The organism is uncultured Exiguobacterium sp. (assembly GCF_964277885.1).
Classification (GTDB): Bacteria; Bacillota; Bacilli; order Exiguobacteriales; family Exiguobacteriaceae; genus Exiguobacterium_A.
In genome coordinates this window covers 502950-519038 of sequence record NZ_CAXYJR010000005.1, presented here as the reverse complement: position 1 = coordinate 519038, position 16089 = coordinate 502950, and the positions used below count along the sequence as shown (strand labels likewise).

Below are 16089 nucleotides of genomic sequence, written 5' to 3'. Positions count from 1 at the left end.
AATCAAAAAATGATATAATGCAGAAAGAATCTTGCACATACTGAACCATTACTAGAAAAACAGACTATAGGAACAGGAGTCTATGCCATGTCACTTGCCCGTGTACTACCTTATACGAAACAATTACTCGAGTCCGTTATCGAACCTGGAGACTGCGTCGTCGATATGACTGCCGGAAATGGACATGATACACAGTTTTTAGCAGAACGCGTCGGTCCAGATGGAAGGGTCCTTGCGTTCGACGTCCAGGCACAAGCCATCGAGGAGTCGACGCGACGTCTCGACGAAGCCGGAATGTTAGCACGCGTCGACCTTTACCATGAAAGCCACATCCATGTCGGTGCCCGTCTTTCGGACGAACAACGTCCTGTCCGCGCTGGTGTCTTCAATCTCGGATACCTACCTGGAAGCGACAAATCAATCACGACGACCGGAGAAGAGACGCTCGAAGCACTCGATGCCCTCCTCCCGGTCCTCGCTCCCGGCGGTCTTGTCGTCCTCGTCGTCTATCACGGGCACCTAGAAGGAAAACGAGAACGCGACGCTGTCCTCGATTACGTCACCGCCCTTGATCAGCAAGATTATGCCGTTCTCCAGTACCGTTTCTTGAATCAACAAAATCATCCCCCGTTCATCATCGCGATCGAGAAAAAAGTACGCGGATGACGGGACACAAAAAAGTGATGCCCTTTTTTAGAGGCATCACTTTTATTACTTCATTCCTCAACAAGCTTAAAGAACAACATTAATTTTTCTGCAAACCGTGTGTTCAACCGTTCGAAACTAAAATGCGGAAAACCGTGTAGACGTTGTAAGTAAATCTGATCGCCACCCATTTTCCGGCATACTTCAAGCGTCAACTTGACGTCTGCGAACTGATCGTCCGGTGCATAAAAACAAGCCAAGTTCACACGTGGTAGTTTTTTTCGTTCCTCGTCATGTACGACGATCTCTTCTTCGATTTCCCGGTACTGTGCATAGGTCAGTTCACCGATACGAACGGTATCTTCCGTACTTTGACCAAACGGCAACGTACCGAGTGGCGCATCGGGCCGGAAACGATCGAACGCACTTGCGAAGACTTGTTTGACGCCTCCGAGTTGTTTTGAAGGGTGCCAATCAAACAACGGTGAAATAAACGCAAGGCTTGCGACCGGTAATTCATACTCTTGCAACAGACGATTGACGACGAGTGCGCCCATGCTACATGCGACGATATGAATCGGTAGCTTGCGTTTCCCGGCTTCACGTAATGCTTCTTTTAACAGTTGACCATGTTCTTCAAACGAGATACGACGTGGTGCGTCAACGAGCAGTACTTCATACTCTCGTTCGAGTACCCGAATCAAAGCTTCACTCGGACGGGCACGCAGTTGTAACGGATAGACTAATACGATGATTCCTGTTGGTTGTTCAACCACAAACTCACCTCTTCACTTCATACTTCCTTTTTACGATACCTTATTTCAAACGCACACGAAACCGTCCCAAGACGGATTTCACGAGGCGACATGGCGAAGACGAATGACAGATTCTACTTGCCCAAAGACTTCTTCTGTCATCTCACTGAGTTCTTCAAAACCGAATGAGGTCAAAAACTGACGCGCTTTATAGTTACGTGCTTCTACGTATACTTCGAGTGGGACGGCTTCTTGTCGTTCGAGTTCCCGGATCAGCCGTCGCCCGATTCCGTTTTGCTGATATTTCGGTAAAACATATAGACGAACGATTTCCCACGTTCCCTCAACATCAACAGCATGAATGAAACCGACGATCTCCTCGTCGATGATTCCGACATAAAAATACTCTCCCCGTGCTTCTTCCGCCGTCCGGATCGCACGAACGACTTCTTCTTGCGGATACGCCTCCTGCACGAAATGCGCTTTCGAACGCTCGGAATAGATTTCTGCATACGTATCCAACCAAGATGTGACGGCAATGTCATGAATACGTCCTGCATCAGCTGGAATAGCTTCGCGTATTTCCATAATCGGAACCCCCCTTTGTATTCATACGAATCGACTCATGTACTTTTACCCTCTTCTAGAAAAAACATTCGTTTCCTGCAAAGTTCCCCTGAAACAAAAAAGTCCGAAAACCCGCGTAGGATTTTCGGACTTTTTGATTATGCGAAACGTTTTGCTTGTTCTTCAAGAACTGCTGCTTTATCTGTTTGCTCCCATGGAAGCTCAACATCTGTACGACCGAAGTGACCGTATGCAGCTGTTTGACGATAGATCGGACGACGGAGATCAAGCATGTTGATGATTCCAGCCGGACGAAGATCGAAGTTTTCAGCAACCAATTCGACGAGTTGCGCTTCAGGAAGTTTTCCTGTACCGAATGTGTCAACCGCGATTGATACCGGATGCGCAACACCGATTGCGTACGCGAGTTGAACTTCTGCTTTATCTGCAAGACCTGCAGCAACGAGGTTCTTCGCGACGTAACGTGCTGCGTATGCAGCTGAACGGTCGACTTTTGTTGGATCTTTACCTGAGAATGCTCCACCGCCGTGGCGTGCGTATCCACCGTACGTATCAACGATGATCTTACGACCAGTCAATCCAGCATCTCCTTGTGGTCCACCGATGACGAAACGACCTGTTGGGTTGATGAAGAATTTCGTTGCTGCGTCGATATATTCAGCCGGGATGACCGGTGTGATGACGTGTTCTTTCAAGTCAGCTTGGATTTGCTCAAGCGTGACTTCTTCTGCGTGTTGTGTCGAGATGACGATCGTATCGACACGAACCGGCTCGTTGTTCTCGTTGTATTCGACCGTGACTTGTGTTTTTCCGTCCGGACGAAGGTAGTCGAGTTGACCGTTTTTACGCACTTCTGCCAAACGGCGTGCGAGACGGTGAGAGAGAGAGATTGGAAGTGGCATGAGTTCTGGTGTTTCTTTCGTTGCGTAACCGAACATGAGACCTTGGTCTCCTGCACCGATTGCATCGATTTCTGCATCAGACATGCTACCTTCACGTGCTTCAAGCGCTTGGTCGACACCAAGAGCGATGTCTGCTGATTGCTCATCGATTGATGTCAATACAGCACATGTGTCCGCGTCAAAACCGTATTTCGCGCGTGTATAACCGATTTCACGAATCGTTTCACGGACGACTTTTGGAATGTCGACATAAGTCGATGTCGTGATCTCACCTGCAACGAGAACGAGACCTGTTGTAACAGAAGTTTCTGCCGCAACACGCGCGTTTGGATCCGCTGCGAGGATTGCATCAAGAATTGAATCCGAAATTTGGTCACAGATTTTATCTGGATGACCTTCAGTGACTGACTCCGACGTGAATAGTCGGCGATTAAGGTTTGTCATGTATGACCCTCCCAAAAAAGAATTTGACGGTGTACTCATTTCCCCTAGTTGAGTGGGACGGTAAAATGAAAAAAACCTTTCCAAGTCCAAAAAATGGTCAGGGAAAGGTTGTGCGTTCTTCCTTTACCCTCTTATCGTTCGAAGTGTTTACTTCGCTTCAGGAGAGCACCTTTTCCCTCATTAATATGTGAATTAATGTAGGACGGTTGCCGGGTTTCTTCGGGCCTTGTTCCCTCCACCTGCTCAGAATAAGAGTATCCGTTACGAATTACATGATATAAAGTTGTACCTACTCTGTCAAGCAAGGTTTCAAATTCTAGTCGAAACTTTTTGAAAGAGATGTTAAACTGTTAATGCTGAAAGCGTTTCCAGATAAATAGAAATCAGCACGAGAAAATGATTGCTCTCTCTTTAGTATGTCATATATAATAAATGTGTCATACTAAATGCAGTGAGCCAAAACCAACGTAGGGGAAAGGTGGGGTCAGGATGCCGATGACGGTCCTGAATATCGAAGAACTACTCAAGAAAGAGCATGTGTTCAAACAACTATCTGTTGCTGAACTTGTCGAACATGCGATTCGAAACGAAGAAGGTGTCCTTGCTGAGAACGGCGCATTATCTGTAGAAACGGGGAAATTTACAGGTCGTTCACCAAAAGATAAGTTCATCGTCCGTGATTCTTCCTGCGAGTCTCACATTGATTGGGGTCATGTCAACCAACCGATGGATGGAGACAAATTTGAACAATTGTTGCAAAAGGTTCTTCGTTACATGAACGAAGCCGATCAGCTCTACTACACAGAAGCTGCAGCAGGTGCAGATACGCACTTCACCCTTCCGGTCCGTGTGCTCACACAATACGCTTGGCATAACCTGTTTGCCAAACAACTCTTTTTACGCGAGTATCCTGAAGTGGCTGCCTTCGAACCGTTCACGGTCGTCTATGCGCCACATTTTAAAGCAGATCCTGCCGTTGACGGAACGAACTCCGAGACGTTCATCGCGATGTCGTTTGAACACCGGATCGTCTTGATCGGTGGAACGGAATACGCTGGCGAAATTAAAAAATCGATCTTTTCCGTCATGAACTACCTCTTGCCACAAGAAAACGTGCTTTCGATGCACTGCTCGGCAAACGTTGGACACGAAGGCGACGTTGCCTTGTTCTTCGGTCTATCTGGTACTGGTAAGACCACCCTTTCAGCAGACGATAGTCGTCAATTGATTGGGGACGACGAACATGGTTGGTCGCACGACGGTGTCTTCAACATCGAAGGGGGATGTTATGCGAAGACGGTCAACCTATCGCGTGAAAAAGAACCACAAATCTTTGACGCGATCCGTTTTGGAACCGTCCTTGAGAACGTCGTGCTCGATGAAGCCCGTCATCCTGATTACGATGATACATCGTTGACGGAAAATACGCGTGCCGCTTATCCGATCACAGCAATCGATAACATCGCTGTTCCATCACGCGCTGGTCACCCGAAGACAATCGTTTTCTTGACAGCTGATGCGTACGGTGTCTTGCCTCCGATCAGTAAATTGACGAAAGAACAAGCGATGTACCACTTCCTATCAGGGTATACATCAAAACTCGCTGGTACAGAACGGGGTATCACGGAACCGGAAGCAACGTTCTCGACATGCTTCGGTTCACCGTTCCTTCCACTGATGCCTGAAAAATATGCGACGATGCTCGGCGAATTGATTGATCGTCACGGTGTCACCGTTTATCTCGTCAACACAGGTTGGACAGGTGGTGCTTACGGAACGGGTAGCCGTATGAAGCTATCGTATACACGGACGATGGTCAACGCTGCCGTCAACGGTACACTTGCAACAATTCCAACAGAAGAACACCCGATCTTTGGACTTCATATGCCGCTTGAAGTTCCTGGTGTTCCAAGCGAGTTACTCAACCCTGTACGCGTCTGGTCGAATCCGGACGAATACGACACACAAGCGCGTTCGCTTGCTGAGAAATTCCAGAACAATTTCCTCCGTTTCGAGAGTGCGACGGATGCGATCAAGTCAGCTGGTCCACGCCTATAAAGTAGAATTTTCTGACTTGCATCAAAAAGATAGACACTGAATTTACATCATTTCACTAAAAAATCTGAGTCCGATCTTCACGGACTCAGATTTTTTAGTTACTCCTTAATCCTTAGAAATTCTTCCTATCAAGCGATTCGAGACGAATAAAAACGTGTAATCCTACTCAGTTAAGAGAATGATTACACGTCGTCCTATGTTTAGAAAAAAGTCTCCAAACTCTTATTTAGTTATATGATCGAGTCTGACTCTTCTTGAATATGTTTTTCTCGCTGCATGAGCCACTCTTGACTTTCCGTCAGTAAGGCATAGGCTCGCGGAAGTGATACATTTAAACGCTGACTCAGCAGTTCAAACTGATCAAAATCACCACGATCCGCACTAATCGCAAGCACTAAGCAATCCCGAAACGGATGATCCTTTCCTTGTAGAACAATTTTCAGAGAATCTTCGAGTGGCAATTGATCGATGATATCGTCAATATCAACGGATAATAACGCATCGATGTGCGATAACAAGCCAATCATGTAAGCACTCTCCGGTTGTAGTGTTCGTGTTTCGGTAGCAAAGAGTTCACAGAGCTTTGCACAGTGTAAAGAGGACCGTAATAACTCATTTGACCACTCATAAGGACTAGCAAGCTTCATCTCACGTAAAACAATCAACGAAATCCAACTTTTGAGTTGCGAAAAGCCAAGTAGTGAAATCGCTTGACGAACGGAACTGACGGTATTGCGTAAACCCATTCCTGGAGAATTGATTAGCTGTAACACTTGAATACTAATATAGGGATTCGCTTCAATCTCATCAACGACCTCATCGTACTTTTCATCCGTATCAAGCCATTTCAGCATTTTTAATAAAACCGGTAGTTGCGGTGGGACCGCCTTTCCTTTCATCAACATCGGTTTAGCATAAAAATATCCCTGAAACCAGTCATATCCCATGTCAAGACACCGTGTATGATCCTCGTGAGTTTCGACACGCTCGGCCAGCATTCGGATATGAGGATAATTGCGGCGAATGATATGTAGAATAGCACTTTGCTCGCGAGGGGAAATCGCCTCGATGTCGATTTTAATTAAATCGATCAACTCAAACAATTCCGCTCCATGCTGTCGGAGTAAATCCGTCACAAAATCATCGAGTGCTAACGTAAAGCCCGCTTCTTTCCAACTGCGTAGAACAGACAGCATCTCTGTATCGATCTCGACTGTTTCTAGAATTTCAATGACGAATTGGCTTGAATCCAAATAATGAATCAAGTCACTTTTCAACAGGTCTGACGTGAAATTAACAAATAGCTTCTTACCTTCTGCTACATGATCCACACCCATATGAACAAGTGTATTTGTCAAAACATCCATCGTCGCTAAATCACCATCAAACACGCTGATTTGTTCAATCGAACGATACAATAGTTCAAATGCATCAATCGAACCTACTCGATTAACGATGGGCTGACGTGCTAATAAGATATCCATCGTTCTCATGCCTCCTCTATTCTTCTCAGATGCCATCTATTATATCAAAGTTTACTTTTTAGGAGATTATTGTTTTTTACAACATATCAATGTTCTTTTTTTTTAATTCTATATTATTTTCCTTAGCACAAAAAAACAGCACGACACCTGTCGTACTGCTTGAACTATCATCTTTTATCCGGATTCCATATACCATTCTCGAACCACTTTAGTACATTATGCGTCACACGCAACTTTTCATGAATCGGAAACTGATGCGCATAGGCATAGGTTTGAAGTGTCGTCTTTTCGGGATGACGTGCAACATAAGCCGTCGCGTGTCGTAAACGAACGTTCTCATCATACGCACCATGAACCAATAATACGTCACCTTGAGGAGCGACATAAAGTGGTGAACGCACGGTATACGCCTCAGGTACGGTGTCTGGTGTCCCTCCCGTATAGCGACGCAACATCTTTTGCATCGTCTTCTGCTCCTCATAGGTCCATGCCAACTCGGTCACACCTGCCCACGACACCGTCCGGGCGACTGGACGGTGGTGCGCCAGGAGCAATGCCATCTGTCCACCACGAGAAAATCCGAATGCGTGGACATGCGAGACACGTTGCTGCAACCAATCAAAAGCACTGCATGCGTCTTCGACATCTCGATGTCCGAAGTCTTCTTTTCCTGTCCCTCCTAAATTTCCCCGATAGAAGGGAGCCATAACGAGAAATCCAGCCTGCGCAAACGCGAGCAGTCGTGTCGGTCGAACCATTCCAATGGATCGTGTTCCCCCTCGTAAGTAGAGAATTCCCTGACCGTTTGTGACTTGCGGAAGTACGATATAGGCGCCGACGCGCTCCCCATCTGCCGTTGTATAGAACATCCGAAACGTCCGAAACGGACCTTGTCGCGGAAGTTCAAACCAATCGGCGTTCGCTAAGTACACGGAGTGTCTCCGGAAGGACGCGGTCCTTCATCATGAAACTGTATTGTCGGTTCGTGTCGAGTCGATCAGGGAGTTTCTCGAACAGAAAAGCACCATCTGTTTCATCTACGGCAAGATGAGAGGACAACGATCCGATTTGTGCGAAATAGATGTTTTTGATGATTGTATCCCCTTTTCCAGCAACGCGGTATTGCCCGACATACTTCAAGGAATCGATTTTCCCACCTGTCTCTTCCATCACTTCACGACGTGCGGCTTCTTCTGCTGTTTCACCCGGTTCAACCTTCCCACCCGGAAATTCGTATCCACGTTGCTTATGATGGGTCAGCAACCATTTTCCTTCGTACACGGCAATGACCCACACATGTAGAGGACGATCCGAGAACGGATGGTCCTCAAAACTTAACTCCACTTGATTTTGATAATAATCCAAGAATGTAATCACGTACGTGCACCTCATTTCTTCTTCTAACTTCACTTTACCTGTTTCACGGGTATTCTAAAAGTGAAAACGCTAGGATTGCCTATAAATCTGGAAAATGAGCATCGCCCTCATCTCGTGAACGTAAAAAAAAAGTCGATGTTCCACTAGGGAACGATCGACTGTCTTTTCGCATTATTTCAAACGTGCTTCGAGCTCTGCTTTTTCTGCTTCGAATCCTGGTTTCCCAAGAAGAGCGAACATGTTTTTCTTGTACGCTTCGACGCCTGGCTGATCGAATGGGTTCACTCCAAGGAGGTAACCACTCATCGCACATGCTTTTTCAAAGAAGTAGAACAGGAATCCGAGGTGATACGGCGTCATCTCTGGAAGTTCGACTGTCAGGTTCGGAACTTGTCCGTCCGTATGAGCGAGCAATGTTCCTTCTGCTGCCTTATCGTTGACGAACTGAATCGACTTCCCTGCAAGGAAGTTCAATCCATCGAGATCCTGAGCATCTTCTTCAACAGTCAACGCATGGCGCGCTTGACCGACTTTGATGACTGTCTCGAACAGGTCACGACGACCTTCTTGGACGTATTGCCCCATCGAGTGGAGATCCGTCGAGAAGTCGACTGCTGCTGGGAATATTCCTTTAAAGTCTTTTCCTTCTGACTCGCCGTACAATTGTTTCCACCACTCTGATACATAATGAAGTGCTGGCTCGTAGTTGACGAGAAGCTCGATCGTCTTCCCTTTCGCATAGAGCGCATTTCGGACGACTGCGTATTGATACGCTTCGTTGTCAGCTAGGTTTTCGCTCGCGTAGCGCTCTTGCGCGTCACGTGCCCCTTGCATCAACTCGTCGATTGAAATTCCTGCTGCTGCGATTGGTAATAGACCAACCGGTGTCAGAACAGAGAAACGTCCGCCGACATCATCTGGAATGACGAATGTTTCGTATCCTTCAGAGTCTGCGAGTGTTTTTAACGCACCGCGTGCTTTATCCGTCGTTGCGTAAATCCGGTGTTTCGCTTCTGCTTTACCGTATTTCTCTTCCATGAATGCTTTCAAGAGACGGAACGAGATCGCTGGTTCTGTCGTCGTACCCGATTTCGAGATGATGTTGACCGATACATCTTTACCTTCGAGAACTTCGAACAAATCATGCAGATACGTCGATGAGATATTATGACCTGCATAGATGATTTGTGGTGCTTTGCGATCTTCTTTTGATAACAAGTTATGGAATGAGTGTCCAAGCATCTCGATTGCCGCACGCGCACCGAGATACGAACCGCCGATTCCGACGACTAACAACACATCAGAATCCGACTTGATTTTTTCTGCAGATGCTTGGATGCGTGCAAATTCCGCTTGATCGTAATTCGTCGGAAGATCCACCCATCCTAAGAAATCACTTCCTGCGCCTGTTCCTGCATGAATCGCATGGTGGAGCGTCTTTACCGTCTCCGTCATGTGATCTACTTCATGTTGACCTACGAATTGTAGGGCTTTCGAATAATCAAAACGTACTGTTGACATGCCATCGTCCTCCTTATTCATTCGCAACGAAATGCGACCTTCCTTTTCATTAAAACGCAAGAAGGAAGGTCGTTCAAGTCTTTTGTGAAAAGATTAGCAAATGTTACGGGTCGTTATAGGGCAGCTGTCACGATTTGACGAACATCCTCGTTTCCGAGCGATTTGAAGTTTCCGAAGTCACCACGTGTCATTGCTGACTTGACGATTGAATCAACTGTATCTTCTTTGATGTCGTAATCAGCGAGACGGTTTGGTGCACCGAGTGATGTCCAGAAAGCACTAATTGCGTCGATTGTCGCATGTGCCGCTTCCATCTCTGATTTACCTTCCGTATCGACGTTAAAGACATTCTCACCGAGTGTCACGAAACGATGTGCGTTTGATTCGTCAAGTACGTGGCGCATCCAGTTCGGGAAGAGGATCGCGAGTCCACCTGCGTGTGGGATATCGTGAACAGCTGAGACCGCGTGTTCGATGTTGTGTGATGCCCAGTCACCGCGTGCTCCCATTTGGAGAACTCCGTTGAGTGCCATTGTACCTGCGAAGAGGATTGTTCCGCGAAGTTCTACGTTCTCGAGATCGTTGACGAGTTTTGGTGCTGCTTCAACGACTGCTTTCATAACACCTTCTGTCATGCGTTCTTGAACCGGCGCATGTGCAGGGTGGAAGTATTGCTCGAGACAGTGACTCATCATATCGACGATACCGTAGATTGTTTGATCTTTTGGCACACTGACCGTGTATTTCGGATCAAGGATTGAGAACGTTGGGAATGTGAGCGGGCTACCCCAACCGTATTTCTCTTGTGTCTTCCAGTTCGTGATGACGGATCCTGAGTTCATCTCAGAACCTGTCGCCGCAAGCGTCAAGACTGTTCCGAATGGAATGACTGTTTCTGGTGTCGCTTTACCGATGACGAGATCCCATGCTTCGCCTTCATACGGGATACCTGCTGCGATCAATTTCGTGCAGTCGATAACAGAACCGCCACCGAGTGCAAGCAATGCGTCAACGCCTGCTTCACGTGCGATTTTGATACCGCGTTCCGCAGTTTCGATACGTGGGTTTGGTTCGACACCGTCGCATTCGACGTACTCGATTCCTGCCGCGTTGAGTTCACGTGTGACATCATCATAGACGCCGTTCCGTTTAATACTGCCGCCACCGAAGACGAGCATGACTTTCTTCGCACCGAGTGCTTCGAGTTGTGGTTTCAGTTGGCTGACTTGACCGTCACCAAAAATAAGTCTTGTTGGATTGCGATATTCAAAGTTTTCCATCTGTGTTGCCTCCTCAATAAGTAATGAACACCTTACATTATCCACACATTCCCCTTTCGCATCTAATTTAATGCTTATTCTATGTAAAAATCGCATAAAAAAAGAGAACCGACCGATGTCGATTCTCTCATGTGGCTTATTTTTGGAAGTTTGATTTTTCAATCCATTCTTCCAATTTACCTTTAAGAACGTTGAATCCAGGTGCTTCTTCTTGTTTGAAAGCAGGACCTGCATCGCGACGTCCAGCGTTCTTACGTGGACCTTTCGCGCGTGCTTCACGTTTTGGAGCTTCCTGAGTTGCTTTGATCGAAAGCTTCATTTTTTTGTTAGCTTCGTCGATGTCGAGAACTTTAACAGTTACTTCATCGCCAACTTTTACGTAATCGTTGATGTCTTTTACGTAATCGTGTGAGATTTCTGAAATGTGGACGAGACCTTGTGTTTGCTCGTCAAGTGCTACGAAAGCACCGAAGTTTTGAATACCAGTTACTTTACCAGTAACGACTTGGTCTTTTTCAAAGTTTGCCATAATGTATACACTCCCTAACTAAATTCATCAACTTATAATAACACACTTTTCTTGTATCGTAAAAAATATTTTTGGAATTTGTTTATTTTTTATTTCGCGAGGGAACATTTTAGTAGCAAGACTTCAAGTATTCCCCCTGATTCTGCCGAACTTTCCGAGTTCGGCCCTTTTTTGTTCTTTTGCTCAATTGACCTAAGTGACAAAGAAAAGTGATGCTTGAAACGAGAAAGACGACAGATAGATTAGACTATCAAAAAATAGACAGTCTCGGTCTGCTCACTTTCCGCGGACAAGCCCTCATGCCGCTTCAGATGCGTCGCATCTTCCAAGGTCGATGACTTGTTTTTCCGCAGGAGTCGAGCAGAACCTCACCTGTCCTAGCGTAAAGGAAATATAGAGTAGAAGCAATCATCAATTGATTACTTACAGATCGTCGAATCCATTCGCATCCGTTACTTTCGCATACGAACGTGATTTTTGTTCGAAGAAGTCTGATTTCGTCGCGTTCATCGAATCATCTGAATACGCACGAATCCATGGCATGACGTCTTCATCGTGCCCTTCATAAAGATCTGACAAACCGATGACGCGAAGGCGTTTGTTCGCGAGATATTTGACGTAGTCACGCATTTCACTGACGTCAAGACCATCTAGATCACGTAAGACATATTCGCTCCATTCGATTTCAAGATCAACGGCACGCTTAAACGTATCGTAGACGAATTGTGTGAATGAGCCATCGGCATCAATTTCTGGATGCTCCGACAAGACAGCACGTAACAATTGACTGATGAAGTACGAGTGTTGCAATTCATCACGTTGAATGTAGCTGATCATCGTCGATGTTCCAACCATCTTCTGATGGCGCGCTAAGTTATAGAAGAAGGCAAAGCCTGAATAGAAGTTGATTCCTTCAAGAACGATCGAAGCAACGAGCGATTTCGCGAAGTTTTCTGGAGTCCGGTCATTTTGGAAATCTTCGTATAAATCAAGAATGAATGCATTACGCTTCATGACCATGTCATCGTCTTTCGCGATATCAAAAATCCGGTTTTGTTCAGCCAATGGAACTAAGCTGGATAAGACGTAGCTGTACGATTGATTATGAACGACTTCCTGTTGCGCAACGATGGCAAGAATCGCATGAACCGATGAATCCGATGTGAACATTGCCGATTCCAAGATATAACGTGTCTGAACTGAATCAAGGATCGAGAGTAGCCCGATGATTCGTTTGAAGGCATCCTGTTCCCGTTCGCTCAATTGGTTCCACTGTTGCATGTCCTTCGACATTGAGATCTCATCTGGAATCCAGAAGTTCGATAATAGTTGTTTGTAGATCGAATAAAACTGTGGATAGGCAATGTCGTTCCAGTTGACGATGGCACTCGTTTCACCACCAATGATCGCTGTCGCGCGATTCGGATGACGTGCATCAAGCAGTTTGATTTTTTGTAGCTGTTCCATGTGCTTCGACTCCTTCTTGCTGTAATTGAAGAATGGTCCGTTTCGTCCATTCCTTGACGAGATGTGGGCGATTGCGTGGTGACTGTTCGATTTTCAACAGTTCTCCAGCAAGCGGTACCCCGAATTTCGAGAGATGATACGCCATCTCATCAACAGCGCGACAATATTTGACGAACATCTTGTCCCCTGTTCCAAAAACAGCTGCCTGCGGAATCGCATGCGAACTCTCCTTCAGAACGGTTCTAAGACAGTCGCGCATATCGTCGGGTAGTTGCCCATCCCCCCACGTATACGAACCAAAATAGACGATATCATAAGGCATTAACTGATACGTCGTCACTTCGTCCGCAAACAACATCGTCGGCTCGATTCCCATCTCAGAACACGTCTTCGCGACGAGTTCTGCTACCTCCTCCGTGTTTCCACTCAATGACGCGTATACGATTGCTGCCTTCATGATATCGTCCTCCTTATCTTATGATGAACACGATTCACATTCGTCGATCTCAACCGTTGTCGAACGCGTGTAGTAGATCGTCTTCATCCCGAGTTGCCATGCTTCCATGTGCATCTCGAGTAATTCTTTCGCCTTGACGTTATTTTTCACGTACAGATTGAAACTGATCGCTTGGTCGATGTGACGCTGACGCGAAGCATTTTGACGAATGCTCCATAGTTGGTCAATCTCAAACGCTGATTTATAGAACCAGTTCGTTTCCGGTGTTAAATCCGGAACAGTGACTGGAATCTTATAGTTTTTCTTCTCTTCCGAGTAAACTTTTTTGTAGATTGGATCAATCGATGCCGTACTACCCGCAATGATCGCCGTCGATGAGTTCGGTGCGACTGCCATCAAGTAAGCATTACGCATTCCGTACGCCGTGATGTCGGCTTGGAGACGATCCCAATCAAGTTCATCTGTCGTTTTATAATGGCGACGTTTGATGTACTCTCCTGTTTGCCATTCCGAACCTTCAAAAAGACGGTACGCTCCTTTTTCTTTCGCAAGCTGCATCGACGCATCAATCGTCAAATAAGCGATTTTTTCGTAAAGACGGTCTGCGTACTGTACCGCTTCGACCGATTCCCAACGGATGCCTTCGAGTGCAAGCAGATGGTGCCAACCGAATGTGCCAAGACCAACGGCACGGTATTTTTGATTCGTCAATTGCGCTTGCGGAACATCGATCGTATTCAAGTCGATGACGTTATCAAGCATCCGCATTTGAATCGGAATTAATCGCTCTAAGACGTCAGAACGAACTGCACGTGCAAGTGCGATCGATGATAAATTACAGACGACGAAGTCCCCTGGTGTCTTCGTGACGATGATTTTACCATCTTCCGTGTATTCTTCTGTCACAGTCGTCGGGCTCATGTTCTGCATGATTTCCGAGCAAAGGTTTGACGAGTAGATCATCCCTGCATGTTTATTCGGGTTCGCACGGTTAACGGCGTCACGGAAGAACATGTATGGCGTACCTGTCTCGAGTTGCGAACGCATGTAGCGTTTGACGAGATCGATTGCCGGAACTGTTTTTTTGCTGAGACGCGGTTCGTTGACACACGCTTCGTATCGTTCTGTGAAGCTGCCTCCTTGTTCCGTCTCATCGAAATAATCTTCAAGGCTGAAGCCCATAACGGTACGAATTTCATGTGGATCAAATAGATGCCATTCTTCTCGTGCTTCGACGGCACGCATGAAACGGTCCGGTAAGTTAACACCTGTGAACAAGTCGTGTGTCCGAAGTCGCTCATCCCCATTGTTGAGCTTCGCGTCCAGGAATTCGAGGATATCTTTGTGCCAGATATCGAGGTACACCGCGATCGATCCTTGGCGCATACCGAGCTGATCGACGCTGACTGCCGTGTTGTTCAATTGTTTCATCCACGGGATGACACCGCTTGAGACACCTTTGAATCCTTTGATGTCTGATCCGCGTGAGCGAATCTTACCCATGTAGACGCCGATGCCGCCGCCACCTTTCGAAAGTGTCGCTACGTCCGTGTTTGAGTCGTAGATACCACGTAGCGAATCATCGACTGTATCGATGAAACATGAAGAAAGTTGACCGTAAGACTTACCAGCGTTCGAAAGCGTCGGAGTCGCAACTGTCATGTAAAGATTCGACAATGCCCAGTAAGACTCTTTGACGAGTTCTAAACGACGTTCCTTCGGTTCGTTCTGCATCAGTGTCATCGCGATGACCATGAACCGTTCTTGTGGTAGCTCGTACAAGTTTTTGACGTGATCACGTGCGAGATACCGGTCTGCCAATGTTCGAAGACCAATGTATGTGAACAAGTGGTCGCGGGATGGATCGATCGTTGCCGACAGTTCGTTGATGTCTTCCTTCGAATACGCATCCAGTAAATGTTTCGTGAAGATGCCGATCTCTGTCAGTTTTTCAATCAGCGTATACAGCGAACCATACCGTTCTTCTGCTGCATATCCGCGATTTTCACCTGCTTCAAGGTATAACCGATTTAAGTAAGTCGCTGTCGCTACGAATGTCCAGTTCGGCTCTTCTGCCTTCAACATATCGAGTGCGTGCATCGTTAACAGTTCATAGACTTGATCCGCTTGCAGGGATTTTCCTTCAAGCGCTCGGATGGCACGTTCTGTATAGCGATCGATATCAAGTTCCGGATATGTTTCCGTCGCTTGTCGAATCACAACATATACGTCTTCTATTGTCATTGCACCCTTAAAGATGCGTGCTGTATTCAGTGGAGATGCCACTATGAACCACTCCCATTCTCTATCGTTAAACAGGTTCGCATTACACTATGAAATACGCTAAACTAAAAAAAGACGTCCTACATATAGAAAGAACTCTACAAGTATCACTCTATATATAGACGTTTTAGACGTTTTTAAACCTGTTAATGTACAAGATATAGGTTATCACTGAAATCCAAAAAAATAACCCCTTGCTTTGAAATTCAGGTCAAACAATTTGAAAAAGGCATCATGACGCCTTTTGAGATATATTGAGATAGCGAGTAAAACGCGTTATAAGTTCGAATGAACTCTTA

The 16089-nt window shown here is 46.2% G+C and carries 14 protein-coding genes and 1 riboswitch; of the genes, 2 read left to right on the top strand and 12 right to left on the bottom strand.

Annotated elements, in window-relative coordinates; genetic code table 11:
- Window positions 1-66: 66 nt before the first annotated feature.
- On the top strand, window positions 67-666 hold the full coding sequence (locus ACHWTJ_RS04330) for a class I SAM-dependent methyltransferase (protein ID WP_294743311.1): 600 nt from the start codon (window positions 67-69) through the stop codon (window positions 664-666).
- Between the two features lie 50 nt (window positions 667-716).
- Here ACHWTJ_RS04330 and ACHWTJ_RS04325 read toward each other — a convergent pair whose 3' ends face one another.
- From ACHWTJ_RS04325 to metK, 3 genes are all read right to left on the bottom strand, one after another.
- Window positions 717-1421, bottom strand: coding sequence for a serine aminopeptidase domain-containing protein (locus ACHWTJ_RS04325; protein ID WP_035396459.1), 705 nt, complete (start codon window positions 1419-1421; stop codon window positions 717-719).
- A gap of 78 nt (window positions 1422-1499) precedes the next feature.
- On the bottom strand, window positions 1500-1988 hold the full coding sequence (locus tag ACHWTJ_RS04320) for a GNAT family N-acetyltransferase (RefSeq protein ID WP_394679177.1): 489 nt from the start codon (window positions 1986-1988) through the stop codon (window positions 1500-1502).
- A gap of 137 nt (window positions 1989-2125) precedes the next feature.
- Window positions 2126-3334, bottom strand: coding sequence for a methionine adenosyltransferase (metK, locus tag ACHWTJ_RS04315; RefSeq protein ID WP_023469108.1), 1209 nt, complete (start codon window positions 3332-3334; stop codon window positions 2126-2128).
- Between the two features lie 128 nt (window positions 3335-3462).
- A riboswitch (SAM riboswitch) is annotated at window positions 3463-3589 on the bottom strand.
- A gap of 234 nt (window positions 3590-3823) precedes the next feature.
- On the opposite strand from metK, the gene pckA reads away from it, so the two are divergent.
- The gene (pckA, locus tag ACHWTJ_RS04310) at window positions 3824-5392 is read left to right on the top strand and encodes a phosphoenolpyruvate carboxykinase (ATP) (RefSeq protein WP_394679176.1); all 1569 of its coding nucleotides are present in this window, start codon (window positions 3824-3826) and stop codon (window positions 5390-5392) included.
- 230 nt (window positions 5393-5622) lie between these two features.
- Here pckA and ACHWTJ_RS04305 read toward each other — a convergent pair whose 3' ends face one another.
- The 9 genes from ACHWTJ_RS04305 to ACHWTJ_RS04265 form a co-directional block, all read right to left on the bottom strand.
- On the bottom strand, window positions 5623-6876 hold the full coding sequence (locus ACHWTJ_RS04305; protein WP_294740372.1) for an EAL and HDOD domain-containing protein: 1254 nt from the start codon (window positions 6874-6876) through the stop codon (window positions 5623-5625).
- 167 nt (window positions 6877-7043) lie between these two features.
- Window positions 7044-7808 (bottom strand): alpha/beta hydrolase family protein, encoded by a 765-nt coding sequence (locus tag ACHWTJ_RS04300; protein WP_394679175.1) that lies wholly within the window; start codon window positions 7806-7808, stop codon window positions 7044-7046.
- Window positions 7780-8253 carry an RNA deprotection pyrophosphohydrolase gene (gene ytkD / locus ACHWTJ_RS04295; protein WP_294740370.1) on the bottom strand — a complete coding sequence of 158 codons (474 nt, stop codon included), beginning with the start codon at window positions 8251-8253 and terminating at the stop codon, window positions 7780-7782. Before ytkD ends, ACHWTJ_RS04300 begins: the two co-directional genes overlap by 29 nt.
- A 171-nt stretch (window positions 8254-8424) precedes the next feature.
- Window positions 8425-9774, bottom strand: coding sequence for a glucose-6-phosphate isomerase (locus ACHWTJ_RS04290; protein ID WP_394679174.1), 1350 nt, complete (start codon window positions 9772-9774; stop codon window positions 8425-8427).
- Window positions 9775-9887: 113 nt separating this feature from the next.
- A complete protein-coding gene (locus ACHWTJ_RS04285) occupies window positions 9888-11054 on the bottom strand; it encodes an iron-containing alcohol dehydrogenase (protein WP_029342395.1) in 1167 nt (388 codons plus the stop codon).
- A gap of 136 nt (window positions 11055-11190) precedes the next feature.
- On the bottom strand, window positions 11191-11583 hold the full coding sequence (gene yugI, locus ACHWTJ_RS04280) for a S1 domain-containing post-transcriptional regulator GSP13 (RefSeq protein WP_012371159.1): 393 nt from the start codon (window positions 11581-11583) through the stop codon (window positions 11191-11193).
- A 423-nt stretch (window positions 11584-12006) separates the two neighbouring features.
- Window positions 12007-13050, bottom strand: coding sequence for a ribonucleotide-diphosphate reductase subunit beta (locus ACHWTJ_RS04275; RefSeq protein ID WP_023469115.1), 1044 nt, complete (start codon window positions 13048-13050; stop codon window positions 12007-12009).
- A complete protein-coding gene (locus tag ACHWTJ_RS04270; protein WP_023469116.1) occupies window positions 13019-13507 on the bottom strand; it encodes a flavodoxin domain-containing protein in 489 nt (162 codons plus the stop codon). Before ACHWTJ_RS04270 ends, ACHWTJ_RS04275 begins: the two co-directional genes overlap by 32 nt.
- Window positions 13508-13525: 18 nt before the next feature.
- The gene (locus ACHWTJ_RS04265) at window positions 13526-15793 is read right to left on the bottom strand and encodes a ribonucleoside-diphosphate reductase subunit alpha (RefSeq protein WP_394679173.1); all 2268 of its coding nucleotides are present in this window, start codon (window positions 15791-15793) and stop codon (window positions 13526-13528) included.
- Between the last annotated feature and the right edge of the window lie 296 nt (window positions 15794-16089).